The organism is Streptomyces sp. NPDC001530 (assembly GCF_042894545.1).
Lineage (GTDB): Bacteria > Actinomycetota > Actinomycetes > Streptomycetales > Streptomycetaceae > Streptomyces.
In genome coordinates this window covers 112,110-135,884 of record NZ_JBIAVS010000012.1, presented here as the reverse complement: position 1 = coordinate 135,884, position 23,775 = coordinate 112,110, and the positions used below count along the sequence as shown (strand labels likewise).

The following is a 23,775-nucleotide window of genomic DNA, read 5'->3' as shown; positions in this document are numbered from 1 at the left end:
GCTCATCGAGCATGTTTCACGTGAAACGGCCGTTTCACGTGAAACATGCCCTTCGATTCAGCGGACCTCCGTGCGCGGCACACTCTTTGGCCCTGCGGACTCAGTGCGCCGCCACATCCGCGGCGATGTGATGCGTACCGATCCGCTTGCGGAACACCCAGTACGTCCAAGACTGGTAGAGCACGACGATCGGCGTGGCGATCCCCGCACACCAGGTCATGATCTTCAGGGTGTACGGGCTCGACGAGGCGTTGGTGACCGTCAGGCTCCAGTCGTCATTGAGCGAGGACGGCATGACGTTCGGGAAGAGCGTCAGGAAGAGCATCGCGACGGCGGCCACGATGGTGAGCCCCGACAGCGCGAACGCCCAGCCCTCACGGCCACCGTTGACCGCCACGAGCGCCGCGACGAGTGCGACCACAGCCACGGCCAAGGCGACCAGCGACGTGCCGTCACCGTTCTCGACCTGGGTCCAGAGCAGGAAGATCAGCGCCAGCACGGCTGACGCCACCCCGACTTGCAGCGCCAGCGTCCGGGCCCGCTCCCGGATGTCCCCGACGGTCTTGAGCCCGACGAACACCGTCCCGTGGAAGGTGAACAGCGTCAGCGTGACCAGACCGCCGAGGAGCGCGTACGGGTTGAGCAGATCCCAGAAGTTGCCCACGTACTCGAAGTGCTCGTCGATCTTCACTCCGCGCACGATGTTGCCGAAGGCCACACCCCACAGGAATGCCGGGATCAGCGAGGTCCAGAAGATCGCCGTCTCCCAGTTGCGCTGCCAGTGCTCCTCCGACCGCTTCGCCCGGTACTCGAAGGCGACACCGCGCACGATCAGGCAGACCAGGATGATCAGCAGCGGCAGATAGAAACCGGAGAAGAGTGTGGCGTACCACTCGGGGAAGGCGGCGAAGGTCGCGCCGCCCGCCGTGAGCAGCCACACCTCGTTGCCGTCCCAGACGGGACCGATCGTGTTGATCAGCACCCGCTTCTCGGTGCGGTCCCGGGCCAGCAGCTTCGTGAGGACACCGACTCCGAAGTCGAACCCTTCCAGGAAGAAGTAGCCGATCCAGAGGACCGCGATGAGTACGAACCAGACGTCGTGAAGTTCCATGACTCAGCAGCTCCCTGGGCCTAGTAGGAGAAGGCCATCGGCTTGTCGGCGTCACGGGAGTCGCCGCCGATCTTGGTGGGCGGGTTGAGGTCGGCCTCGGTGAGCTCGGGGGGTCCGGCCTTGACGTACTTCACGAGCAGCTTGACCTCGACGACGGCGAGGATCGCGTAGAGCGTCGTGAAGACGATCATTGACGTGAGCACCTCGCCCTGCGAGACACCGGGGGAGACCGCGTCACGGGTCTGCAGGACGCCGTAGACGACCCACGGCTGACGGCCCATCTCGGTGAAGATCCAGCCCCAGGAGTTGGCGATCAGCGGGAAGGCCAGGGTCCAGAGCGCGATGCGCCAGTACCACTTGGTGAGGGTCGGACCGAGCGCCTTCTTCTTGAAGAGCACCAGGTGCGGCACTTCGTCGTCGCCGACCCGCAGGTGCTGCGGCAGCATGAACTTCTTGCGGGTCAGCCAGAGCCCGACCAGGCCGATGGCGAAAGACGCCATGCCGAAGCCGATCATCCAGCGGAAGCCCCAGTAGGCGACGGGGATGTTGGGCCGGTAGTCGCCGGGCCCGTACTTGGCCTGCTCGGACTTGTTGACGTCGTTGATGCCGGGGACGTACGAGCTGAAGTCGTCCTTGGCCAGGAAGGACAGCAGTCCCGGAATCTCTATGGCGACCCTGTTGTGGCCCTTGTCGACGTCACCGACGGCGAAGACCGAGAAGGGTGCCGGGCTCTCGCCGTCCCACAGCGCTTCGGCCGCGGCCATCTTCATCGGCTGCTGGTCGTACATGACCTTGCCGAGCCGGTCGCCGCTGATCGCGGTGAGCAGGCCGGCGATGACGATGGTGACCAGACCGAGCCGCAGCGAGGTCTTCATCACGGGAACGTGCTTCTTGCGCGCCAGGTGGAAGGCGGAAATACCGATCATGAAGGCGGCGCCCGTGAGAAAGGCCGCGGAGAGGGTGTGGAAGACCTGGGCGAGCGTGGTGTTCTGGCTCAGAACCGCCCAGAAGTCGGTGAGTTCGGCACGGCCCTTCGCCTTGTTGATCTTGTAGCCGACGGGGTGCTGCATCCACGAGTTGGCCGCGAGGATGAAGTACGCCGACAGGATCGTGCCGATCGAGACCATCCACATGCAGGCGAGGTGGAGCTTCTTCGGCAGCTTGTCCCAGCCGAAGATCCACAGCCCGATGAAGGTGGACTCGAAGAAGAAGGCGATCAGGGCCTCGAAGGCGAGCGGTGCACCGAAGATGTCACCGACGAAGCGCGAGTAGTCGGACCAGTTCATGCCGAACTGGAACTCCTGCACGATGCCGGTGACCACACCCATCGCGATGTTGATCAGAAAGAGCTTGCCCCAGAACTTGGTGGCCCTGAGGTACTTCTCCTTCTCCGTGCGCACCCACGCCGTCTGCAGGCCGGCGGTGAGCGCGGCGAGCGAGATCGTCAGGGGGACGAAGAGGAAGTGGTAGACGGTGGTGATGCCGAACTGCCATCGCGCCAGAGTCTCCGGCGCCAAAGCCAATTCCACGTCGTCAGTCTCCTTACGTCGCCGTGGTACAGCGGCAGTTTGCCCCCTTTGTCGCGTACATACGGGAGCAACCGGGACACGTTTGTGAACGCGTTCACATTCACAAGCAATTATGACGCATGGCCGTTCGAGGGGTGAGGGGTGGGGGGTCCCTAAGGCGGACCGACCGGCCCCCATGGGGAGGGGCCGGTGAACCCATGGCGCGAGAGGGGTTCCCAAGACCTTCAACATATTGTTGAATCCGCGGCATGCAGATACGGATCTCCTGGCCCGCGGGACACCTCACCGCGACCCTCGACGACACCCCGACCGCCCGGGCCCTTGCCAAGGCACTGCCGCTCGCCTCCACCGGCCGCACCTGGGGCGAGGAGGTCTACTTCGACACCGGCCTCTCCGTCGCCCTCGAGGAGAGCGCCCAACAGGTCGTCGCACCCGGCACGGTGGCCTTCTGGACCGACGGCGACGCCCTCGCGCTCCCCTACGGGCCCACACCCATCTCGAGAGGCGACGAGTGCCGCCTCGCAAGCCCGTGCAACGTCCTCGGCCGCCTCGACGACGACCCGCGCCCGCTTGCCACCGTGCGGGACGGCGACCCCGTACGCGTAGAACTCGTCGGGGACTAGAGCTCCTTACGCCTGGAACTCCTGGGGACTAGAGCTCCTTGCGGAACCCGTCCGTCGCCTTCAGGAAGATGTCGTTCGCCTCGGTTTCGCCGATCGTCACGCGGACGCCCTCGCCGGCGAAGGGGCGTACGACGACCCCGGCCTGCTCGCAGTGGGCGGCGAAGTCGAGGGTGCGCTCCCCCAGCCGCAGCCAGACGAAGTTGGCCTGGGTCTCGGGCACCGTCCAGCCCTGGCCGCGCAGCGCGTCGACCACCCGGTTGCGCTCACACACCAGGGTGCCGACCCGGCCGAGCAGCTCGTCCTCGGCGCGCAGGCTCGCCACCGCGGCGTCCTGGGCCAGCTGGCTCACGCCGAAGGGCACCGCCGTCTTACGCAGCGCCGCGGCGACCGGCTCATGGGCGATCGCGAAGCCGACCCGCAGGCCCGCGAGCCCGTACGCCTTGGAGAAGGTGCGCAGCACGCAGACGTTGGGCCGGTCGCGGTAGATCGCCACGCCGTCCGGCACCTCGGCGTCGCGGATGAACTCGCGGTACGCCTCGTCCAGGACGACCAGCACATCGCTGGGCACCCGGTCGAGGAATCGCTCCAGCTCGGCCCGGCGCACCACGGTGCCGGTCGGGTTGTTGGGGTTGCAGACGAAGATCAGCCGGGTCCGGTCGGTGATCGCGTCCGCCATCGCGTCCAGGTCGTGCACCTCGCCCGGCGTCAGCGGCACCTTCACCGAGGTCGCCCCGCTGATCTGCGTGATGATCGGGTACGCCTCGAAGGACCGCCAGGCGTAGATGACCTCGTCACCGGGGCCGCTCGTGGCCTGCAGCAGCTGCTGCGCGACCCCGACCGAGCCGGTGCCGGTCGCCAGATGCGAGAGAGGCACGCCGAAACGGTCCGACAGCTCGCTCATCAGCCCGGTGCACGCCATGTCCGGGTAGCGGTTGAAGGACCCGGTCGCGGAGGTGACGCTCTCGATCACGCCGGGCAGCGGCGGATACGGGTTCTCGTTGGAGGACAACTTGTACGCCACCGGACCGCCGGCCGCTGCGGGCTTGCCGGGCTTGTAGGTGGGAATACCCTCCAGCTCGGCACGCAGCTTGGGGCTCGTCTCGCTCACCGCAGTCCTCCTCGTGACCACCAGCGGCTCATGACCACCACCGGCTACCAATGCTCCTCACCTTATGAGGATTCGGCGCCGCTGCGAATGGGCTGTGGACAACCGCGTACGGTCGTGGGGGCATCCTCGTACGAAGGCGTACGAAACGGGGGGCGCGCCACCCGGACGCGCACGCGCCGGTAGCTCACGCCGTGGCGCGCATCCCTCGTGAGGGTGAGTTGAGACCTCTTCGAGACATGGCCCACTTGGCAGGCTCATGCGTGCCGACAAGTCACGTACTGCCATTGGAGCGTTCAACTACCTTTATTTCCAAGGTAGTTGACCCCTTTTGACCATGCAGAAACGTGCCTGTCAACGAGTGCATATGCGTCCGCACTACCCCACCGCATGAGCCCTACTATCGGCTCGCCATGACAGCAGCAGGGAAGCACCAGGTGAGCCGGGCGGAGACCTCCCGCCGAGGCGGTCGACCGGGCCGGGCGGGTATCAGAGACGTGGCTGCGGCCGCAGGGGTCTCCATCACGACTGTGTCAGATGCCCTCAACGGCAAGGGCCGGCTCCCGGACGCCACCCGACGCCACGTCCGCGAGGTCGCCGACCGGCTGGGCTATCGCCCGTCGGCCGCGGCCCGAACCCTTCGTACCGGCAAGTCGGGCCTCATCGGCCTGACCGTGACGACGTACGGGGATGAACCTTTCACCTTCACGGAGTTCGCGTACTTCGCGGAGATGGCCAGAGCCGCCACGTCGGCCGCGCTCGCCCGGGGCTACGCCCTGGTCATCCTCCCCGCGACCTCGCGCCACGACGTGTGGTCGAACGTCGCCCTGGACGGAACCGTGGTCATCGACCCGTCCGACCAGGACCCGGTCGTCAGCGAGCTGGTCCGGCAGGGCTTACCGGTCGTCTCCGACGGCCGCCCGGCCGGTTCGCTCCCGGTCACCGCCTGGGTGGACAACGACCACGAGGCCGCGGTCCTGGGCATCCTCGACCACCTGGCCGATGCCGGCGCCCGCCGGATCGGCCTCCTCACCGGCACCACCACGGACACGTACACCCATCTCTCCACCACCGCTTACCTGCGCTGGTGCGAGCGGGTAGGCCAGGATCCGGTGTACGAGGCCTACCCGGCGCACGATCCGTGCGCGGGAGCCGTCGCCGCCGACCGGCTGCTCGCCCGGCCCGACCGCCCCGACGCCGTCTACGGTCTCTTCGACCCGAACGGCACCGACCTGCTCGCCGCGGCCCGCCGCTACGGCCTGCGCGTACCGGACGACCTGCTGCTGGTCTGCTGCAGCGAGTCCACCGTCTACGCCAACACCGAGCCGCCCATCACGACGCTCTCCCTCAAACCGCGCCGAATCGGCACGGCCGTGGTCCAGCTCCTCATCGACGCCATCGAAGGGGTCGAATCGGACCAACCGGTCGAGCAGGTGATACCGACGGAGCTGATTGTGCGGACGTCCTCCGAACGCCGTCCACCCCGTACGACGGTCAGTGCGCCCCGATCGCCCGAGAAGGGTTGACGCCCTGCCCCAAGGGCGGAGCCGAAAGGGCGGGGAAAGCCCCGCCCAATTCGGGCGAAAGCCGCGGTGAACTGGGCTCCTGCTCCGATTCACCACCCCTGGGTCATCACATGGCGCGATCCGCATTCCTATGATGGGCGGACGACACCGCGGGCCGCTGCGACCAGGCAGTCCGATCCGGTGCAGATGCGGCGCGATGGTGGTGGAGGGGTCGATGACTCAGGGGGCCGGTCAGGGACCCGAGGTGGTGCGGACGGCGACGTTGCGCGACTTCCGGGTGCCCGCGTACGTCCACGAGACCGGTCCGTATGCGCAGAGCACGCCCCCCGGTGAGGGCGCCAGACCCGCCGAGGGGCCCGCGGAGCACCCGTCCGCGGACTACGGGTCCGGGGACTACGCGGAGGAGTACACACCCACGCAGCGCGATCTGCCCGTCATCAACAGGGGTGACACCCTTCAGGTCGCGGTTGACCCCGCCGCCGTTGCCGCCCCACAGTCGGCCGACGGGCCCGGTCCGCTGTACGTCGTCGGCGACGTGCACGGCTACCTCGACCAGCTGGTCGCCGCGCTCCAGGAGCAGGGCCTCATCGACGCCGCGGGCAACTGGTCCGCCGGGACCGCCCGCCTGTGGTTCCTCGGAGACTTCACCGACCGCGGCCCCGACGGCATCGGCGTGATCGACCTCGTGATGCGCCTGTCCGCGGAGGCCGCCGCGGCCGGCGGCTACTGCAAGGCCCTCATGGGCAACCACGAGCTGCTGCTGCTCGGCGCCAGGCGGTTCGGCGACACCCCCGTCAACTCCGGTGCCGGTACCGCCACCTTCCAGGCCGCGTGGCTGCTCAACGGCGGCCAGAAGACCGACATGGACCGACTCCAGGACCACCACTTGCAGTGGATGGCCCGCCTCGACGCCATGGAGCAGGTCGACGGACACCTCCTGGTGCACTCCGACACCACCGCCTACCTCGACTACGGCGACTCCATTGAAGCGGTCAACGACACTGTCCGCGAGACACTCACCCGCAACGACGCGGACGAGTGCTGGGACCTCTTCCGCAAGTTCACCAAGCGCTTCGCCTTCCGCGACGACGGGGGCGCCGAGGCCGTCCGCGAACTGCTGAGCGCGTACGGCGGAACCCGCATCGTCCATGGTCACAGCCCCATTCCGTACCTCCTGGGCGAGGTCGGATCGGAGGACGGCGAGGACGGCGCGGGCCCGGCGGTCGAGGGACCGCATCTGTACGCCGACGGGCTGGCCATCGCGATGGACGGCGGTGTGACCATGGCCGGAAAGCTACTGGTCCAGCAATTGCCCCTGGATAGCTGAGCGTTCACCGGGCAGGCGTCCCCCACGGAGGACTGCGCCGGCCAGGGGGCAATTCTGGAAACCCCCTGTCACGGCGTGCCGTCACCGCTCTACCATCGGCTTATCCGTAGCAGGCTCCCCTCCGTTTCTGCCCGACGGCTCGTCAGCGTGCGAGCCACCAGCCCTACGGAGCATCGGGGGATGCACATGAACAGCGTTCCGCAGCACCTGCTGAGCGAGGACCGCCAGGAATACGAGCGGATCCTCGATGAGGCGCTGCGCTCCGCACCACACCGCCCGGAACTCGCCGCTGTCGGCCAGCGGCTCAACTCCGAACAACTGCGCACCATGGCGCTCAACGCCACCGCTCTCATCACGGCGGCCGCGGCGGCCGAATACCAGCACTATGTGAAGGTCCGCGAGGAACTGCGCAAGCCGGCGCCATCCACCCCGGTCGTGAGCGAGGAAGCCGGCTCCGCGGAGCCGGGCTCGACCGCGATGGGGCTCGCCGCCACCGTGGGAGAGGTCACCGAGACCGCCGGAGCCGGCGCCATCGCCGTCGTCGCGGTGCTGGCCCCCGTCCTCGCCGGGACGGCGGCGGCGATCTTCCTGCTCGTGGGGTACCTGCTGAAGGTGCTCGACCCCGAGCAGACGTTCGCCCAGACCCTCCTCACCACCGGATGGGTCTTCGGCGCGGTCACGGCCGCCGCGATCCTGGTCGCCGCGGTCGGACTGCTGCTGACCGCACTGCGCAACGGCTCGTCCTCGCTCCAGGCCGGAGCACGCGGTGAGCTGAACGAACAGGTGGACCGGGCCAGGGAAGCCTGGCGCGAGGCCCTGCTGGAGCGCGGCATCCTGCCGTTCCTCCGGGAGGCCCTCGCCGACCCTGGCTCCGCGGCACTGGGCCGTCCGCAACCAGCGCCGACCAGCCGCATCCCGCAACTCGGCTACAACCGGCCGGGGTTCAGCAGCCCCGACGGCGGACCGGCGGCCGGCCCGCGCCCGAGCTTCTCCAGCCCGGACTTCACCAGCCCGGACTTCGGAGGACCGGAGCACCAGCCGGAGTAGACGCCCGGGCCGACCGGGGAGCGCAGGTCCAGGCTGACGCCCGGGGTGTTGGCCGGGTGTGCGGCCAGGTGTGCCGCCGGGTGTGCGGAGGAAACCGGGGCCCGCGCAGATGCGGCGCGGGCCCGAACCGGTGGGCCGCCTACGCCCGTACGCGGCCCGGCAGGGCGCCATCAGGCGATGTCCAGCCCGGCACAGTTCCGTCAGACAATGCCCAACTGCCGGGCCGCGGTCATCCAGGTCGGGAACTCGGACAGCAGCCGGTCGTACAGCTCCGGATCCGGGACGCTGCTGATGTCGTCGACGGCGAAGAACCCGACGTTGTCGACGCGTCGGCCCGGCAGTGTGTCGAGCCGTTCCAGCACGCCGTAGTTGGACCGTCCCAGGCCCACGAACTGCCAGAAGATCGGTTCCTCCACCGCTTCCCGCAATTCCCTCTCGATCTCCTTGTTGCGATAGACACCTCCGTCGGAGAAGAACAGCACCAACGTGGGATCGGCGGCCGGGTGCTCACGTACGTATGTCCGGACCTCGGCGATCACCTTCTGCTCCTCGTTCTGGATCCCGACCGCGCGCATGTCCACCTGACCCGGCCGCAGGCCCTTCCGCGGCTTCTTGCTCCGCCGGAACAGGCTCAGCTCACCGACCCGGACATGGAGCTCCAGCCACTCGGGCAGTTCCCCCAGACCGAGATCCGGCAGCCGGGCCGCATGGGAAGCGAACGTCCACGCCTGCATCACTCCGTCATCGTCCAACTGCGCGGCCACCGCGGCCATCCGCTCCACCACGTCGGCCACGACGCCCTTCGAGTACAGGAAGGACATCGACCCCGAGGCGTCGAGGACCAGAATCACTCGCGCCGTGACCCCCGCCGCCCCGTGCTTGCGCAGACTGACCGCCACCTGCTCCTTGCGCAGGGAGAGCCGCTTGCGCATGTCCACGGGCAGCTGCTCCTCGCCCTTGGTGAGGCGCGGGGCGGGGCCTGAGGGGGCCGACGGCACCTGCGGGGCGGACGGGGCCGCCGCGGGCGCCGCGAAGGGCGTGACCGCGGGCGGCACCACCGGCGGGCCCGCGGCCGCTCCCGGAGGCGGCCCCACCGGCGGGTTCATGGCCGCGCCCGCAGACGGCACTGCCCGCGCGGTCGTGGAGTCACCAGGCTCGTCGTCCACGCTGATCCCGAAGTCGGTGGCCAGGCCCGCGAGTCCGGACGCGTAGCCCTGTCCGACCGCGCGGAACTTCCACTGCCCACCCCGCAGATACAGCTCACCGCCGATGAACGCCGTCTCCGTCGTGGCCTCCATCTCGAAGCGCGCGAGCTCCCGCCGCGACCCGGCGTCGAGCAGCGTGAGCGTCAGCCCGGACAACTCGCCGAAGGTGCCGCCGTCGGCCGAGGCGCACAGCACCACCCGCTCGATGTCCGGCTCCAGGGCGCTCAGGTCCACCCCGACCGTGTCCGTCGTGACTCCGCCGTCCCGCCGCTTGCCGAGGTGTCGTACGGCACCGGAGGCATGCTGCGGCTGGTTGTAGAAGACGAAGTCCCCGTCGTCCCTCACTCGTCCACCCGCGCCGAGCAGCAGCGCCGAGGCGTCGGCGTCCGGCGCACCGGACCCCCCGGACCAGCCGAGCACGACCTGCACGGCATCGGCGGCCACGGGAAGGTTGGCACCCTTGCTCATGGATGTCGCTGTCATGCGCCCAGTCTGCCGAGAGAAACCCGGCCCCGGACCCGTCCGATGCCACATACCTGAACATCGGACGGCTCCCCACACCGCACACAGCAGACGTGCGCCTCAGTCCGCCAACGGCAGATAGACCCGATTGCCCGCGGCTGCGAACTCCTTGGACTTCTGCGCCATGCCCTCCTCGATCTCCACCTGCGAACCGCCGTGCTCACGCCGGATGTCCTGCGAGATCTTCATCGAGCAGAACTTCGGCCCGCACATGGAGCAGAAGTGAGCCGTCTTGGCGGGTTCGGCCGGCAGCGTTTCGTCGTGGAACTCCCGTGCCGTGTCCGGGTCGAGGGCCAGATTGAACTGGTCCTCCCAGCGGAACTCGAATCGGGCGTCGGACAGCGCGTCGTCCCATTCCTGCGCACCTGGGTGCCCCTTGGCGAGGTCGGCTGCGTGGGCGGCGATCTTGTAGGTGATGACGCCGGTCTTGACGTCGTCACGGTTGGGCAGGCCCAAGTGCTCCTTGGGCGTGACGTAGCAGAGCATCGCCGTGCCCCACCAGGCGATCATCGCGGCACCGATGCCGGAGGTGATGTGGTCGTACGCCGGCGCGACGTCCGTGGTCAGCGGGCCGAGCGTATAGAACGGAGCTTCATCACAGATCTCCTGCTGAAGGTCGATGTTCTCCTTGATCTTGTGCATCGGGACATGTCCCGGGCCCTCGATCATGGTCTGTACGTTGAAACGCTTGGCGATCGTGTTGAGTTCCCCGAGCGTCCTCAACTCCGCGAACTGCGCTGCGTCGTTGGCGTCCGCGATGGAGCCGGGCCGCAGCCCGTCGCCGAGCGAATACGTGACGTCGTACGCCGCGAGAATCTCGCAGAGTTCCTCGAAGTTCTCGTACAGGAACGATTCCTTGTGGTGCGCCAGGCACCAGGCCGCCATGATCGAGCCGCCGCGCGAGACGATGCCGGTCTTGCGATTCGCGGTGAGCGGCACGTACGGCAGGCGTACGCCCGCGTGGACCGTCATGTAGTCCACGCCCTGCTCGGCCTGCTCGATGACGGTGTCCTTGTAGATCGCCCAGGTCAGTTCCTCGGCGCGGCCGTCGACCTTCTCCAGCGCCTGGTAGAGCGGCACCGTGCCGATGGGGACGGGGGAGTTGCGCAGCACCCACTCACGGGTGGTGTGAATGTTGCGGCCGGTGGACAGGTCCATGACCGTGTCGGCGCCCCAGCGGGTCGCCCAGGTCATCTTCTCGACCTCCTCCTCGATGGAGGACGTCACGGCCGAGTTGCCGATGTTGGCATTGACCTTCACCAGGAACCGCTTGCCGATGATCATCGGCTCGATCTCCGGGTGGTTCACGTTCGCGGGCAGCACCGCACGGCCCGCGGCGATCTCCTCGCGGACGACCTCGGGATCGACGTTCTCGCGGACTGCCACGAACTCCATCTCGGGCGTGATCTCCCCGCGGCGCGCGTACGCGAGCTGCGTCACCGCCTGTCCGGAGCGGCCCCGGCGCGGCTGACGCGGCCGCCCCGGGAAGACCGCGTCGAGGTTGCGCAGCCCCCCGCGCGGTGAGGTGTGCTTGATCCCGTCGTCCTCGGGGCGGACCGGGCGGCCCGCGTACTCCTCGGTGTCGCCGCGGGCGATGATCCAGTTCTCGCGTAGCGGCGGGAGGCCCCTGCGTACGTCGGTGTCGACGGTCGGATCGGTGTACGGGCCGCTGGTGTCGTACAGCGTGACGGACTGCCCGTTGGTGAGGTGCACCTGACGGACCGGCACCCGTAGATCGGGGCGCGAACCGCCGATATACCCCTTGTGCCAGCCGATGGACTTCCCGGCCTCGCCGTTCACGGTCGGGGCGGACGCCCCACCGTTTCCGTCCGGGGCGAGCGCCCCGTCCGTCTGGCTGGAGGCAGGCGTGCGTACGTCCTTGTTGGTCATGAGACCGACTCCCTACGCCGGCATTACCCGGTAACAGGTTCGGCGGTCGACGCAGCGGCTTCCGTCCGTCGATGTTTCATGTGAAACATCGCTGGGACGAAGGTCAGCGCCCTCTCAGCCCGGTGCTCCGAGCTCCCGCGTGTGCAAAGGTGCCTCCACGCTAGCGTCATATCTGGCGCGGTGAACAGAGGGCCCCCGCCGTTCTTGCGATGATCGGTCGGTGACCACAACGCAGCAGCCCCCATTCCCACCGTCCGAGCCGCCGCGCGGACCCGGCTCCGGTGACGGCCATGGACATGGCTCCGGCGACGGCCGCGGACATGGACCAGGCGGTGATAACCACGGGCCCGGGCCCGGTGACGGGCACGACCACGGCCCTGGCGGCGGGCACGGCCACTCCCACGGCCACGGCCCCGCCGCCCCCGTCTCCAAGCATCTGCGCAAGGTCATCGCCGCGGTGCTGATCCCCTTCGCCACGGCGGTCGTCGTCGGCCTCATGGTCCTCTGGCCCGGCGGCGCCCCGTCCCATGAGCGCACCGGTGTCGGCTTCGACCGGCAGACCCAGCAGGCGACGGTCACCAAGGTCGACAAGGTGGACTGCAAGTCCGTGAACGCCTCGGGAGAGACCCCGACCGGCGACACCTCCACCGCAGAGGGCTCCTCCGCGCAGCAGCAGGCGACGGGCGACTGCAAGAAGGCGACGATCCGGATCGACACCGGCAAGGACAAGGGCCGTACCTTCACCGAGATCGTCCAGCCGGATCAGTCGCGGCAGTTGCACCAGGGCGAGAAGGTCGTGGTCGCGTACGAGCCCTCCGCGCCCAAGGATCTGCAGTACTCGGTCACCGACGTGAACCGGAAGTTCCCGCTGGCAGTACTCGCCGGGATCTTCGCCCTGGTCGTCGTAGTGGTGGGCCGGATGCGCGGTGTCATGGCGCTGATCGCTCTGGCCGTCAGCTTCCTGGTCCTGACGTTCTTCATCCTGCCCGCGATCCTGCAGGGCTCGAACCCGCTGATCGTGGCGATCGTCGGGGCGAGCGCCATCATGCTGATCGCGCTCTACATGTGCCACGGACTCTCGGCCCGCACATCGGTGGCGGTGATCGGCACGCTGCTCTCGCTGGTGCTGATCGGTGTGCTCGGCTCCGTCTTCATCGGCTGGGCGGCACTGACCGGCAACACCGACGACAACACCGGCCTGATCCACGGCCTGTACCCGTCCATCGACATGAGCGGTCTGCTGCTCGCCGGGGTCATCATCGGTTCGCTCGGTGTGCTCGACGATGTGACGGTGACGCAGACGTCCGCGGTCTGGGAGCTGCACGAGGCGAATCCCACGATGGGCTGGCGTGGCCTGTACCGCGCGGGCATCCGCATCGGCCGTGACCACATCGCTTCCGTCGTCAACACGCTCGTCCTGGCGTACGCGGGCGCCGCGCTGCCGCTGCTGCTGCTCTTCTCGATCGCGCAGAGCAGCGTGGCCACGGTCGCCAACAGCGAACTGGTCGCCGAGGAGATCGTGCGCACCCTGATCGGCTCGATCGGGCTGGTCGCCTCCGTGCCGGTGACCACCGCGCTGGCCGCCCTGGTGGTCTCCGCGGACCGCCCGGGAACCGCCGCCGGCCCTGTGGAGGCCACGGGAGCCAGGACACCGGCACGCAGCGGGAAGGGCCGCCGCCGCAAGCACTGAAGCCATCCGGCAGTCACGCCCCTGGTGAGGAAGCGTTACTCCACTTGGGGGGTGTGACGGTGCGTCAGCCCGCGCTCTGCTCCTCCGCCAGGATGCGGTCCAGCGCCTCGTCGAGATGCGCCTCGAAGTCGGCGAGGGAACGCTCCTGCCCCAGTGGCACCAGTTTGTCCGTGCGGTCGAGGAACGCCACGAGCGGCGCGGCCCCGGACCGAAACAGCGCGTGGTCACCGCCCACCTGAAGCCGGATCAGCACCTCGCCGAACGCTTCCGGGTCGGCCGGCGCGATGTGCACATCGCCGTCACCGCATGGCCGGCCCACGCCGTCGATCAGCAACTCCCGCCCGAACGCCCAGGTCACAGGAGCGTCGCCGGGCAAATGGAAGGTCAGCCGCACGGCGTACGGATCACAGGTCTCGTATCGCAGCTCCACCGGAATGCGGAAGGACAGCTCCTCCGACACGAGGAAGCTCATCATGACCTCTGCCTGTACCGACTCACGCATCGCCTACCCCGCCGTTTGCCGTCGACTGGCCAGGAATCGTCCCCCTGACACTGCTGGAATCTTGCTTAACGTACACACCAGATCACAAGGAGTAAGTTTTCAGATACTGATAGAGAGGGCAAGTGACCCTAGTAGCCTGCCGACTTCGCTCTGCAATTGCACTGCGGCAGGTAGCAACCGATCGGCCTGATGAGAAGGCAGGGAGATGGCCATGGTCCCGGCAGTTGTGCCTGCCGTGATGGGGATCGCGGCGCAGACCGTGCCGAGCGCGTACTCCTGGCGCTCGATGACGGGCTCCATCCGTCCCGTCCGTTCCAGGCGCCGCAGCAGACTGTCGTTGTCACGCACCGTGTACGGAGTGATCGACTGCACGGGATAGCGGTCGAGGTGATCGCGGCGGGCCCTCTCGTCCAACTGGGACAGCAGACACTGGCCGATCGCGTGCGCGTGCCCGGTCTCCCGGAAGTCGGCCCACTCCTCGACCGCGGGATTCCCCGGGGTGTCGGCGATGCACATGACCTCGATCTCGCCGTCGCGGTAGATCGCGTAGTACACGGGTACGCCGAGCGAATCGCGCCAGCGCGCGAGCGCGTCGCTCACCGTGCTGCGACGTTTCTGCTGTGCTCCACTACTGCTCAGCCGCTCGGCGGCCCCACCAAGGAAGAACAGCCCCTTGTCGCGGCGCAGATAGCCCTCGTGGACCAGGGTGCGCAGCAGGTGGTACGCCGTCGGCAACGCGAGCCCGGCCTCCCGGGCCAGCTGCTTGGCGGGCGCGCCGTGCTCACGCGAGGCGACGGCCTCCAGAAGGCGCATCGCCCGCTGCACGGAGCCGATCAGGGTCGTGGAGTTCGGCTCCGGGGGCGCGGCCTCGGCGGGAGGGGTGCGCGCAGCGCCTGTCTCCACCGGCGAAGTGCGCGGAGCGCGTGTCTCCCCGGGCGTGGTACGTGGCTGGGCGGGCGGGCCGCATGACCCCGCGGGCACGCCCGATCGCTGGACGGGTGGAGTGTGTGATTGTGCGGGTGCGGTGTCAACCGTGGCCAAGGGGCACTCCCTAAGCGCGAGGGGGACCGCCCGTGCGGGGGAACACGGGAGGGGGGGCTGTGCGCTGCCCGCGGGGGCGACCCCGCGTCGGATTCCGGACTCTAACCGCCTGCCACCGCTCGCAGACGGCCTCGCCGGGAAACTTCCCTCGGCCGAGGGAACCTCAGGTTCCCTTTACCGGTCCGCCGTTACCGAATCGCTCACCCTCTCACGCCTCACCAGTCACTGCGCGATGACGAGCTCGACATGAACTTCCGCACGACGTAGATCAGTCCGCCGACCAGCGCGACGAAGACCAGGGCCTTGAAGAGCAGGCTGATGACCACACTGAGCACGCTGACTATCACCGTGCCGAACACGACCAGGGCGATGACCGGCACCGCGACCCACTTCACCCACCACGGCATACCGTTGAAGATCTCTCGCATCGCCCTAGTCCTTACCTCTCCGCCCGTTGCCCCAAGTCCGGGGCAGTGATTCCGGGTTCTGTGATGTCCTGCATTCGATGCTAGGCCGCGAGGGGGCCGGGCGGAGGCCTCGCGTCCCTTGTCCTCCCCTGACCGTTCCCCTAGGGAACCCTGAGGCGGAGGTCAGCTCTCCGGCGGAGAGAACACCACCAGAACCCTCAGGTCCTCGGTGATGTGGTGGAACTTGTGGGCGACCCCCGCGGGCACGTAGACGACGCTGCCGCGCGCCACCTGGGTGGTCTCCAGGCCGACCGTGATCGAGGCGCGGCCGCTCACCACGAAGTACACCTCGTCCTGCTGGTGCGGCTTTTGCGGGTCGAGTTCGCCCGCGTCGAGTGCGTACAGGCCGACCGACATGTTCCGCTCACGCAGAAACTGCAGGTAGGCCCCGTCGTTGGCGGCGCGTTCCGCCTCCAGTTCGTCCAGCCGGAATGCCTTCATCGCCGTCTTCCGCCCTCGTCCGCTCTCGTACGCCGCAGGCTGTATCCACAGCCCCGCTCGCCACTCGATCTCTTCTGTCACGATCAGACACATGAAGAATTTCGTAGTCAAGACGATCGCCAACGCGGGGGCCCTGGCCGTCGCCGTCTGGCTGCTCGACAAGATCACCCTGACAGGCGACAGCACCGGCAAGAAGGTCGGCACGCTACTGATCGTCGCGCTGGTCTTCGGCCTGGTGAACTTCCTGGTCAAGCCGGTCGTGAAGGTGCTGACCTTCCCCCTGTTCATACTCACGCTCGGCCTGATCACTCTCGTGGTCAACGCCCTGATGCTGCTGCTCACCTCGTGGCTGGCCGACAAGCTCGACCTGAGTTTCCACGTCGAGGGCTTCTGGACCGCCGTCCTCGGCGGCCTGATCATCTCCATCGTGTCCTGGGCGCTCAACGTCGTGCTACCCGACGGCAAGGACTGAGTGCCCGATGTCCTATCGCGTCTGCTTCGTGTGCACCGGCAACATCTGCCGCTCTCCGATGGCCGAGTCCGTGTTCCGCGCCCACATAGAGGAGGCCGGGCTCGACGGCCTGGTCGAGGTCGACAGCGCGGGCACGGGCGGCTGGCACGAGGGCGACGGCGCCGACTCCCGCACCGTCGCCGTGCTGGAGGCAGGCGGGTACGAGAGCGACCACGCGGCCCGGCAGTTCCAGGCCTCGTGGTTCTCCCGTCTCGACCTCGTCATCGCCCTCGACTCCGGCCACCTCAAGGACCTGCGCCGCCTCGCGCCCAGTCCCGAGGACGCGGACAAGGTCCGGCTGCTCCGGTCGTACGACCCCGCCGCGGGGGATGATCTGGACGTTCCCGATCCGTATTACGGACATATGGACGGCTTCGAGGAGTGTCTTGAGATGGTGGAAGCGGCGAGCCCCGGACTGCTCGCCGCGATACAGGAGCAAGTGGAGGGACGGGCGGCATGACGTCAGGGGATTTCGTCGCGGGCAGTGGTGACGGCACGCGCGCGGTGCGGGCCGGACTGCCCGAACCCGTCAAGTACGAGCCGACGCTCCCGGGCCCGGTCTTCGCCGCGCATTTCCATCTGCCGGGCGAGCCCACCGGCCCGTACACCTACGGTCGTGACGAAAACCCGACGTGGACGCTCCTGGAGCGCGCCATCGGCGAACTGGAGGCCCCCGGCCAGGAAGGCGTCGAGACGCTCGCCTTCCCCTCGGGCATGGCCGCCATCTCGGCCGTGCTCTTCTCCCAGCTGCGCGCCGGCGACGTCGTGGTCCTGCCCGACGACGGCTACCAGGTACTGCCGCTGGTACGCGAGCAGCTGACCGCGTACGGCATCGAGGTGCGCACCGCCCCGACCGGCGGCGACGCCCAGCTGGAGGTGCTCGACGGCGCGAAGCTGCTGTGGATCGAGACCCCGTCGAACCCGGGTCTCGACGTGTGCGACATACGGCGGCTCGTCGCGGCGGCACACGCGCAGGGCACCCTCGTCGCCGTCGACAACACCCTGGCGACCCCGCTCGGACAGCGCCCGCTGGAGCTGGGCGCCGACTTCTCCGTGGCCAGCGGCACCAAGATGCTCACCGGGCACGGCGACATCCTCCTGGGATACGTCACCGCACGCGACGCCGCTCTGATGGCTCCCGTACGACGCTGGCGGAAGATCGTCGGCGCGATCCCCGGCCCCATGGAAGCCTGGCTGGCGCACCGCTCGCTCGCCACGCTCCAGCTGCGCGCCGACCGGCAGACCGCCAACGCGCTGGCGATCGCCGAGGCGTTGCGCGAACGACCCGAGGTGACCGGGCTGCGCTATCCGGGGCTGCCCGACGACCCCTCACACAAGATCGCTTCGCAGCAGATGCGGCGCTTCGGGTGCGTGGTGTCCTTCACCCTGCCCACACGTGCGCGTGCCGACCGTTTTCTCGACGCGCTGCGTCTGGTGGACGACGCCACGAGCTTCGGCGGTGTGCGGTCCACGGCCGAGCGGCGCGGCCGATGGGGCGGGGACGCCGTGCCGGAGGGCTTCGTTCGTTTCTCGGCCGGTGCCGAGGATCCCGAGGACCTGGTGGCGGACGTACTGCGGGCACTCGACGAGTCCGCGGACTGAGTGCCTCTGAGCGACCGGTGAGTACGCGGAGCGAATGCCTCCTGAATGACCGGTGAGTACGCGGCGGCGCGTGTCCGCGCCGCTGGTTTAGTACCCCGCTACGTACAACGGACGGTCCGAGCCTCCCCCCTCGTGGCTCGGACCGTCCCGGTTCCGCGCGCGAAGAACCGCGCAAACAAGGCTAGTTGACTCTGTGTCAGTGTCCAATCACAGTAGCGACAGAGACCTATCGACTTATTTATAGTTAGGGCTCGCGCGGGGGTGCTGGGAGGGGAGGGGACCATGGATTTGGCCTTGCTGCGCACTTTTGTGACAGTGCACCGGGCCGGTTCCTTCACTCGCGCCGCCGCGCTGCTCGGACTCTCGCAGCCGGCCGTCACCTCGCAGATCCGCACATTGGAGCGGCAGTTGGGGCGGCCTCTCTTTCTGCGCCAGGCCCGCGGGGTGACGCCGACGACCATCGGCGACGAGCTCGCCCACAAGGCCGCTCCGCATCTCGACGCCCTTGTGGAGATCGCCGAGACCGGCCTCGACGAGGACTCCTCATTACGCACGCTGCACCTCGCCGGGCCGCCGGAGTTCACCGCGGAACGTGCGCTGCCCGCGCTCACGGAGCTGACGGGCGGCGACGGTCAGGGCTTCACCCTGCGCGCCTCCTTCGGCAACGCGGAGGAGACGCTGGAGGGACTCGCCGCCGGACATCATGATCTAGCCATTACGACGGCCCGTCCGCGCGGTGCGCTGCTCACCGCGACTCCGCTCTGCGACGAAGAGCACGTCCTGGTCGCCGCCCCGCGCTGGGCCGCCTGCGTCGGTCCGGGCAAGCTGCGCCGCAAGGGCGCCCACGCCCTGGAGAACTTCCCCGTCGTCGAGGTGCACGAGTCGCTTCCGCTCGTCGCCCGCTACTGGGCCTCCGTCTTCGACTCCCGCCCGGCCGCCTCGGGCACCGTCGTCGTCCCCGATCTGCGTGCGGTCCTCGCCTGCACCGCTGCGGGCGCGGGTCTCGCCGTACTGCCCCGGTATCTGTGCACCGATGCCCTGGAGCGCGGCGACGTCGTGGCGCTCCTCGACCCGGCGGTACCGCCCCTGCGTACGTACTTCCTGGTGGTCCGCACCGGCACACTGGCCATGCCGCATATCGCGCGGGCGCACGAGTGGCTGCTGAGGGCGGCCGTCGACTGGAGCTGACGCAGGGGCGGGCATCGGCTGGTCCCGAGACCGGGGTGGCGTCGACTCATGCTGCGGCCGGGGAGGCATCGACTGGGCCTGAGGCTCATTCTGAAGCTCTTGGGGCTTTGCGATGTTTCACGTGGAACCAGCCGGGCCACATTTCTCCCATGACCGTCCGACCCGTGGTCAAGCGCACCGCCCGCGCCATCCTGCTCGATGGTGACGACCTGATCTTGATCAAGCGCACCAAGCCCGGCGTCGATCCCTACTGGCTCACACCGGGTGGCGGGGTCGAACCGGAGGACACGACTGTCGTCGACGCGCTCCACCGTGAGGTGCACGAGGAACTCGGCGCCAAGATCACCGATGTGGTGCCCTGTTTCGTCGACACCGTCGAGCACATCGGCGACGACGGCGGCGCGACCGGCGTGAAAGTGCAGCACTTCTTCGTCTGCCGTCTGGAATCCATGGATCCGGCCCAACGGCACGGCCCTGAGATGGATGCGCCCTGCGGCGAGTACGAGATCGTACGCGTGCCGTTCACCCGGGTCGGGATCGCCTCCGTCCACCTCGTACCGCTGTCCCTGCGGCACTACCTCGACGGGAACATCGAGGGCGTACGGGCGATGCACGCACCCGACCTGGGCTGACCTACGGGACTGGACACGTCAGGAGGGGCCCTCGGTCAGTCACCGGCGGCGACGAGTTCCTCCACCGAGTCGTGGCGTATGCGATCCGATGGGATGCCGATGTCCCTCAGCGCGTCGACACCGCTGCGGATCATCCCGGGCGGACCCGAGAGATACGCGTCGTACTCATTCCACGGCCCGTACTCGCGTATGACGTCCGGCAGCTGGAGATGAGCCTGCTGGTCGACAACCGGGCGCACGGCGAGCCACGGGTGGCTCTGCTGAAGCCGCAGCATCGTGTCGATGTCGTACAGATCGTGATCGGTGCGAGCGCCGTAGAAGACCTCGACCGGGCGGCGCTCCCCGTGCTCGGCGACATCCTCGACCAGGGCCTTGATGGGCGCTATGCCAGTGCCGCCGCCCAGACAGAGCAGTCCGCTGTCGGTGGTGTGGTCGACCGTCATCGACCCGCCCGGCGGGCCGAGCCGGATGATGTCGCCGGGCCGGGCACGGTGCACCAGCGCGTTGGACACCCAGCCCGCTGGAACCGCCTTCACATGGAACGACAGCAGCCCGTCGGACCGGGGCGCCGAGGCGAATGAGTAATGCCGCCAGATCCGCGGCCACCACGGCGTCTCCAGGCTCGTGTACTGCCCGGCGAGGAAGGGATACGGCTGGTCCGGGCGGACGGTGATGACCGCGACGTCCGGGGTCCTGAGATCGTGCGAGACCACCTCGGCGTACCACCACGCCGGGGCACGCAGCTCGTCCGCGGCCGCCGCGTCGATCATGACCTGGGAGATCGTCGTGTATGCCCGTACCCAGGCCGCCTCCATCTCGGCATCCCAGATGGCCGAGGCGAACCGGCTGAGCGAGCCGATGAGGCACTCACCGACGGCCGGGTAGTGCGCGGGCTGGGTCCCGTACTTGCGGTGTCCACGACCGAGGTTCTGCAGATACGCGACGAGGACCTCGGTGTTGTCGATGTGCTCGGCAGCGGTCAGCAGCGCCTTGAGGAGCCGGTCCCGCTGGGTGTCCATCGCGGCGGGGAACAGCGAACGCAGTTCCGGGTGGCGCACGAAGAGGAGCGCGTAGAAGTAGGAGGTGACTTTGTCGGCGACGGGGCCGACCTCGGCCATGGTCCGGCGGATCAGCACGGCGTCGGGGGACGCCTCCGGAGCCGGGGCGGGCCGTTGCGCGGGTACCCGGGGCTCCGGGCCGGGATTGGGCTGTGGAGAGCCGTGTCCTGGCTGTGGAGAGCCGTACTCGGACTGCGCGGAACCCGGCTGCGGCCGGACCGCTTCGTGGCCGTGGTGGGCGGGCTCCGGCTCAGGGCGCTGCCCCTCCGGCTCGGGCGGGGATATTCGTTCCTGCTCCGGCGTCGCCTGCCCAGGCGTCCCCTGCCCCGTGGGGGGCCGGCCGACCGGACGCATCGCGGCCAGCCGACGGCCGTCGGCCGCCCCCTGGTCCCCGCCGGAGGGCGCCGGCTCCCTGCGCGGCGTGAACCAGCCGCCCCCGCCGTTGCCGCCGGACGTACCGTTGTCGGCCGACGTGGTGGTCGGAGCGTCCATGGTGTGCCTCGCCTCGAACATCTTTCGGTCGGTCTGCGCACTTCCGCGGTCGGAAGAGGCCTGCTTTCCCCCGCAGACGGCTTGCTTTCTTTCCCGGTTCAGTCCCCGTCGGCCAATGCGGCCACATTGAACCCGGATTCCCGCTCCGTACGGACAAGTAAGGCGAGAATGTGACATTGGCCGCAGTACTCTCACGGCAGCATCCCACCCCGAGCCAACGCCCGACCGCAAAACGGAAAATGCGGGTCTTCGATCTCTCCGTCCCGTTAGGCTGCATTGGCCTGCGTTCGTGCCCGCACGAGACATGCGTACATCTCGGCGGACGCGAACCGGACTCGACCATACCGGCAGCCGCCCCACACACAAGTCCCCTCTTCCAGCACCACAAATTGGTGGGGGTCGATCAATCAATTGCGCCAATTACTGGGCGCGACGGACCAATTCATAGGCATCCCACAGATCCCTCCCCACGTAGGAGTGGGTGGCGAGACCTTCCAGATGCCGATCCGCATTGACCGCGACGGATACCGGCACGGCACCAAACAGGTCCCTGTCCGACAATGAGTCGCCATAGGCGACGCAGTCAGCCCGGCTCACCCCCAACTCTTCACAGAGCCGGTCCGCGATCTGCACCTTGGCTGCGCTGCTGAGAATGCCCGCCGGATCGACCGGCTCGGTGAACGGCACGGCAGGAAACCGCGAGCCGTATGCCGCGTGTGCTCCCCACGCCGTCAGCCGTTCCACGAAGAAGGACGGTGACAGCGAGACGACCGCGCAGTAGTCACCGTTCCCCCGGATCTCAGCCCAGACATCCTCGATGCCGGACATCCAGGGCGCTCCCTCGAAAGCGGCCGTCACATGCGCCTCGGTGAGCTCCGCCCACAGGGCATACACCCGCGTCGCGTACTCCGGAGGACCTATGCGCCCCGCGGAGATCGCCTGATCGAGCGCCACGGTCTCTGCTTCCAGCCCGAGTTGCCGCGAGATCTCCACCGGTGCGGTGCTCCCGTGCAGCAACGTCCCGTCGAGATCAAAGAGATGAAGTCGTGCCATGTCCGCCGAGGCTAGCGGTGTCGGCTGACCCTCTATCGGCGAGCGAAGCTGTTGATCCACGCCGTTTCACGTGAAACATCTGTCCGCCCGCTGTGCGGTTGTGGACGACATGGCCAAAAGCCCGTACGGGTGCCCGCAAACCGGTGGACGTCAGGGCCACGTGTCAGACAGCCTGACGTACGTGCCGACACCTTCCCTCGCCGCTCTGCCCATCCGCCGTCTGACGCCTCGCGATCTCACCGCCTGCGCCGACTTGTCCGAGGACCGGGGGTGGCCCCGTGAGGAACACAAATGGGGTCTGCTCCTCGCGGCGGGAACCGGTTACGGCATCGATGACCCCGACGGCGGTCTCGTCACCGCCTGCGTCGTGACCGAGTACGGACCGCGGGAGCGTCCTGATTTGGGGGCAATAGGCATGGTGCTCGTCGCCGAACGGCATGCCCGCAAAGGTGTCGGCCGCCGGCTGATGCGGCATGTGGTCGCGGAGAGGGGCACCATCCCGCTGACCCTGCACGCGACTCCGTACGGCCGCCCGCTCTACGAGGAACTGGGCTTCAAGGTCACCGGTCGGGCCGAGATGGTCCGTGGACACTTCGTCCCCGGCGGGCTGGAGCCCGAGGTCTTCACCCGCCCAGCCACGGCCGAAGACCTCACCGGCATCCTCCGGCTCGACGAGGAGATCTTCGGGGCCGACCGCACCCCTATCGTCACGCGGCTGCCCGCCTTCTCCGACCAGCTACGCGTCGCCGAAGAGAACGGCCGGATCATCGGATACGCGTCCGCCTGGCCCAACATGGACACCCATGTCGTGGGTCCGCTGATCGCCCATGACACGGAGACGGCGAAGGCGCTCATAGCCTCGCTGGGCTCCCACACCGACCGTCCGCTACGCACCGACATCGACGTGCGGCACGAAGAGCTGCTGTCCTGGGTGAAGGAGCGCGGCCTCGTTCCCATCGCCTTCAACGCGGTCATGACGTACGGGATCTCGGAGCTGCCCGGGGACTGGACACGGCGGTTCGCTCCACTGACGGTGGCGGCGGGCTGAGACGCCCGTAGGCGCCCATACGCCCATAGAGGCCGATGGAGAAGCGGGGGGGCCCCCCCCGGGGGGGGGGGGGCTCCCTTTTGTGGTCTCATTCGCTGGCCGCCCCCCCCGCGCCGCCCCAGCCCGGGGGGGGGGGCCGGGCGCCCCCCCCCCCCCCCCACGCCC

At 68.5% G+C, this 23,775-nt stretch carries 22 protein-coding genes and 1 riboswitch; of the genes, 11 read left to right on the top strand and 11 right to left on the bottom strand.

The window, feature by feature from the left end; genetic code table 11:
- Window positions 1-100: 100 nt before the first annotated feature.
- On the bottom strand, window positions 101-1,111 hold the full coding sequence (gene cydB / locus ACFY0T_RS25285) for a cytochrome d ubiquinol oxidase subunit II (RefSeq protein ID WP_388874684.1): 1,011 nt from the start codon (window positions 1,109-1,111) through the stop codon (window positions 101-103).
- A 20-nt stretch (window positions 1,112-1,131) separates the two neighbouring features.
- Complete coding sequence (locus ACFY0T_RS25280) at window positions 1,132-2,640, bottom strand: cytochrome ubiquinol oxidase subunit I (RefSeq protein ID WP_388874681.1); 1,509 nt, start codon at window positions 2,638-2,640, stop codon at window positions 1,132-1,134.
- Window positions 2,641-2,888: 248 nt separating this feature from the next.
- Between ACFY0T_RS25280 and ACFY0T_RS25275 the strand changes: the two genes are divergently transcribed.
- On the top strand, window positions 2,889-3,263 hold the full coding sequence (locus tag ACFY0T_RS25275; RefSeq protein WP_388874678.1) for a cyclophilin-like fold protein: 375 nt from the start codon (window positions 2,889-2,891) through the stop codon (window positions 3,261-3,263).
- A 28-nt stretch (window positions 3,264-3,291) separates the two neighbouring features.
- Here ACFY0T_RS25275 and hisC read toward each other — a convergent pair whose 3' ends face one another.
- A complete protein-coding gene (hisC, locus tag ACFY0T_RS25270; protein ID WP_388874675.1) occupies window positions 3,292-4,371 on the bottom strand; it encodes a histidinol-phosphate transaminase in 1,080 nt (359 codons plus the stop codon).
- 410 nt (window positions 4,372-4,781) lie between these two features.
- Between hisC and ACFY0T_RS25265 the strand changes: the two genes are divergently transcribed.
- The 3 genes from ACFY0T_RS25265 (at window position 4,782) to ACFY0T_RS25255 (ending at window position 8,268) form a co-directional block, all read left to right on the top strand.
- Window positions 4,782-5,894 (top strand): LacI family DNA-binding transcriptional regulator, encoded by a 1,113-nt coding sequence (locus ACFY0T_RS25265; RefSeq protein ID WP_330305769.1) that lies wholly within the window; start codon window positions 4,782-4,784, stop codon window positions 5,892-5,894.
- Between the two features lie 214 nt (window positions 5,895-6,108).
- Complete coding sequence (locus ACFY0T_RS25260) at window positions 6,109-7,221, top strand: metallophosphoesterase (protein ID WP_388874671.1); 1,113 nt, start codon at window positions 6,109-6,111, stop codon at window positions 7,219-7,221.
- A 180-nt stretch (window positions 7,222-7,401) separates the two neighbouring features.
- On the top strand, window positions 7,402-8,268 hold the full coding sequence (locus tag ACFY0T_RS25255; RefSeq protein WP_388874668.1) for a hypothetical protein: 867 nt from the start codon (window positions 7,402-7,404) through the stop codon (window positions 8,266-8,268).
- 200 nt (window positions 8,269-8,468) lie between these two features.
- Here the strand turns inward: ACFY0T_RS25255 and ACFY0T_RS25250 are convergent, their stop codons facing one another.
- On the bottom strand, window positions 8,469-9,956 hold the full coding sequence (locus tag ACFY0T_RS25250; RefSeq protein ID WP_388874666.1) for a VWA domain-containing protein: 1,488 nt from the start codon (window positions 9,954-9,956) through the stop codon (window positions 8,469-8,471).
- 99 nt (window positions 9,957-10,055) lie between these two features.
- A complete protein-coding gene (gene thiC / locus ACFY0T_RS25245; protein WP_388874664.1) occupies window positions 10,056-11,885 on the bottom strand; it encodes a phosphomethylpyrimidine synthase ThiC in 1,830 nt (609 codons plus the stop codon).
- Window positions 11,878-12,034, bottom strand: a riboswitch (TPP riboswitch). It overlaps the preceding gene by 8 nt.
- 71 nt (window positions 12,035-12,105) lie before the next feature.
- On the opposite strand from thiC, the gene ACFY0T_RS25240 reads away from it, so the two are divergent.
- Window positions 12,106-13,575, top strand: coding sequence for a YibE/F family protein (locus ACFY0T_RS25240; protein ID WP_388874662.1), 1,470 nt, complete (start codon window positions 12,106-12,108; stop codon window positions 13,573-13,575).
- Window positions 13,576-13,639: 64 nt separating this feature from the next.
- Here the strand turns inward: ACFY0T_RS25240 and ACFY0T_RS25235 are convergent, their stop codons facing one another.
- The 4 genes from ACFY0T_RS25235 to ACFY0T_RS25220 form a co-directional block, all read right to left on the bottom strand.
- Window positions 13,640-14,077, bottom strand: a complete 438-nt coding sequence (locus ACFY0T_RS25235; RefSeq protein ID WP_388874659.1) for an SsgA family sporulation/cell division regulator — start codon at window positions 14,075-14,077, stop codon at window positions 13,640-13,642.
- 99 nt (window positions 14,078-14,176) lie between these two features.
- The gene (locus tag ACFY0T_RS25230; RefSeq protein ID WP_388874656.1) at window positions 14,177-14,980 is read right to left on the bottom strand and encodes an IclR family transcriptional regulator; all 804 of its coding nucleotides are present in this window, start codon (window positions 14,978-14,980) and stop codon (window positions 14,177-14,179) included.
- Window positions 14,981-15,333: 353 nt separating this feature from the next.
- Entirely contained in the window at window positions 15,334-15,546 is a 213-nt protein-coding gene (locus ACFY0T_RS25225; protein ID WP_388874653.1) for a DUF5326 family protein, read from the bottom strand.
- Window positions 15,547-15,708: 162 nt separating this feature from the next.
- Window positions 15,709-16,026, bottom strand: a complete 318-nt coding sequence (locus ACFY0T_RS25220) for a cupin domain-containing protein (protein WP_388875144.1) — start codon at window positions 16,024-16,026, stop codon at window positions 15,709-15,711.
- Between the two features lie 91 nt (window positions 16,027-16,117).
- Here ACFY0T_RS25220 and ACFY0T_RS25215 point away from each other — a divergent pair, with 91 nt between their 5' ends.
- From ACFY0T_RS25215 to ACFY0T_RS25195, 5 genes are all read left to right on the top strand, one after another.
- Window positions 16,118-16,498 (top strand): phage holin family protein, encoded by a 381-nt coding sequence (locus ACFY0T_RS25215; RefSeq protein ID WP_369247751.1) that lies wholly within the window; start codon window positions 16,118-16,120, stop codon window positions 16,496-16,498.
- 7 nt (window positions 16,499-16,505) lie between these two features.
- Window positions 16,506-16,997 carry a low molecular weight protein-tyrosine-phosphatase gene (locus ACFY0T_RS25210; protein WP_388874649.1) on the top strand — a complete coding sequence of 164 codons (492 nt, stop codon included), beginning with the start codon at window positions 16,506-16,508 and terminating at the stop codon, window positions 16,995-16,997.
- Window positions 16,994-18,139, top strand: coding sequence for a cystathionine gamma-lyase (locus ACFY0T_RS25205; protein WP_388874645.1), 1,146 nt, complete (start codon window positions 16,994-16,996; stop codon window positions 18,137-18,139). The genes ACFY0T_RS25210 and ACFY0T_RS25205 overlap by 4 nt, the downstream gene beginning before the upstream one ends.
- Window positions 18,140-18,421: 282 nt before the next feature.
- Window positions 18,422-19,327, top strand: a complete 906-nt coding sequence (locus ACFY0T_RS25200) for a LysR family transcriptional regulator (protein ID WP_388874642.1) — start codon at window positions 18,422-18,424, stop codon at window positions 19,325-19,327.
- Window positions 19,328-19,476: 149 nt separating this feature from the next.
- Window positions 19,477-19,959, top strand: a complete 483-nt coding sequence (locus ACFY0T_RS25195; protein WP_388874639.1) for an NUDIX domain-containing protein — start codon at window positions 19,477-19,479, stop codon at window positions 19,957-19,959.
- A 35-nt stretch (window positions 19,960-19,994) separates the two neighbouring features.
- Here the strand turns inward: ACFY0T_RS25195 and ACFY0T_RS25190 are convergent, their stop codons facing one another.
- Entirely contained in the window at window positions 19,995-21,530 is a 1,536-nt protein-coding gene (locus ACFY0T_RS25190; protein ID WP_388874636.1) for a globin domain-containing protein, read from the bottom strand.
- Between the two features lie 399 nt (window positions 21,531-21,929).
- Window positions 21,930-22,562 carry an HAD family hydrolase gene (locus ACFY0T_RS25185; protein ID WP_388874633.1) on the bottom strand — a complete coding sequence of 211 codons (633 nt, stop codon included), beginning with the start codon at window positions 22,560-22,562 and terminating at the stop codon, window positions 21,930-21,932.
- Window positions 22,563-22,743: 181 nt separating this feature from the next.
- Between ACFY0T_RS25185 and ACFY0T_RS25180 the strand changes: the two genes are divergently transcribed.
- Window positions 22,744-23,610, top strand: a complete 867-nt coding sequence (locus ACFY0T_RS25180) for a GNAT family N-acetyltransferase (protein ID WP_388874630.1) — start codon at window positions 22,744-22,746, stop codon at window positions 23,608-23,610.
- The last annotated feature ends 165 nt before the right edge of the window (window positions 23,611-23,775 follow it).

Bases quoted from the DNA above. Each gene is read 5' to 3' on its own strand.
- cydB (WP_388874684.1), bottom strand. From the start codon at position 1,111: ATGGAACTTCACGACGTCTGGTTCGTACTCATCGCGGTCCTCTGGATC.
- ACFY0T_RS25275 (WP_388874678.1), top strand. From the start codon at position 2,889: ATGCAGATACGGATCTCCTGGCCCGCGGGACACCTCACCGCGACCCTC.
- ACFY0T_RS25265 (WP_330305769.1), top strand. From the start codon at position 4,782: ATGACAGCAGCAGGGAAGCACCAGGTGAGCCGGGCGGAGACCTCCCGC.
- ACFY0T_RS25260 (WP_388874671.1), top strand. From the start codon at position 6,109: ATGACTCAGGGGGCCGGTCAGGGACCCGAGGTGGTGCGGACGGCGACG.
- ACFY0T_RS25255 (WP_388874668.1), top strand. From the start codon at position 7,402: ATGCACATGAACAGCGTTCCGCAGCACCTGCTGAGCGAGGACCGCCAG.
- ACFY0T_RS25250 (WP_388874666.1), bottom strand. From the start codon at position 9,956: ATGACAGCGACATCCATGAGCAAGGGTGCCAACCTTCCCGTGGCCGCC.
- thiC (WP_388874664.1), bottom strand. From the start codon at position 11,885: ATGACCAACAAGGACGTACGCACGCCTGCCTCCAGCCAGACGGACGGG.
- ACFY0T_RS25235 (WP_388874659.1), bottom strand. From the start codon at position 14,077: ATGCGTGAGTCGGTACAGGCAGAGGTCATGATGAGCTTCCTCGTGTCG.
- ACFY0T_RS25225 (WP_388874653.1), bottom strand. From the start codon at position 15,546: ATGCGAGAGATCTTCAACGGTATGCCGTGGTGGGTGAAGTGGGTCGCG.
- ACFY0T_RS25220 (WP_388875144.1), bottom strand. From the start codon at position 16,026: ATGAAGGCATTCCGGCTGGACGAACTGGAGGCGGAACGCGCCGCCAAC.
- ACFY0T_RS25215 (WP_369247751.1), top strand. From the start codon at position 16,118: ATGAAGAATTTCGTAGTCAAGACGATCGCCAACGCGGGGGCCCTGGCC.
- ACFY0T_RS25210 (WP_388874649.1), top strand. From the start codon at position 16,506: ATGTCCTATCGCGTCTGCTTCGTGTGCACCGGCAACATCTGCCGCTCT.
- ACFY0T_RS25205 (WP_388874645.1), top strand. From the start codon at position 16,994: ATGACGTCAGGGGATTTCGTCGCGGGCAGTGGTGACGGCACGCGCGCG.
- ACFY0T_RS25200 (WP_388874642.1), top strand. From the start codon at position 18,422: ATGGATTTGGCCTTGCTGCGCACTTTTGTGACAGTGCACCGGGCCGGT.
- ACFY0T_RS25195 (WP_388874639.1), top strand. From the start codon at position 19,477: ATGACCGTCCGACCCGTGGTCAAGCGCACCGCCCGCGCCATCCTGCTC.
- ACFY0T_RS25190 (WP_388874636.1), bottom strand. From the start codon at position 21,530: ATGTTCGAGGCGAGGCACACCATGGACGCTCCGACCACCACGTCGGCC.
- ACFY0T_RS25185 (WP_388874633.1), bottom strand. From the start codon at position 22,562: ATGGCACGACTTCATCTCTTTGATCTCGACGGGACGTTGCTGCACGGG.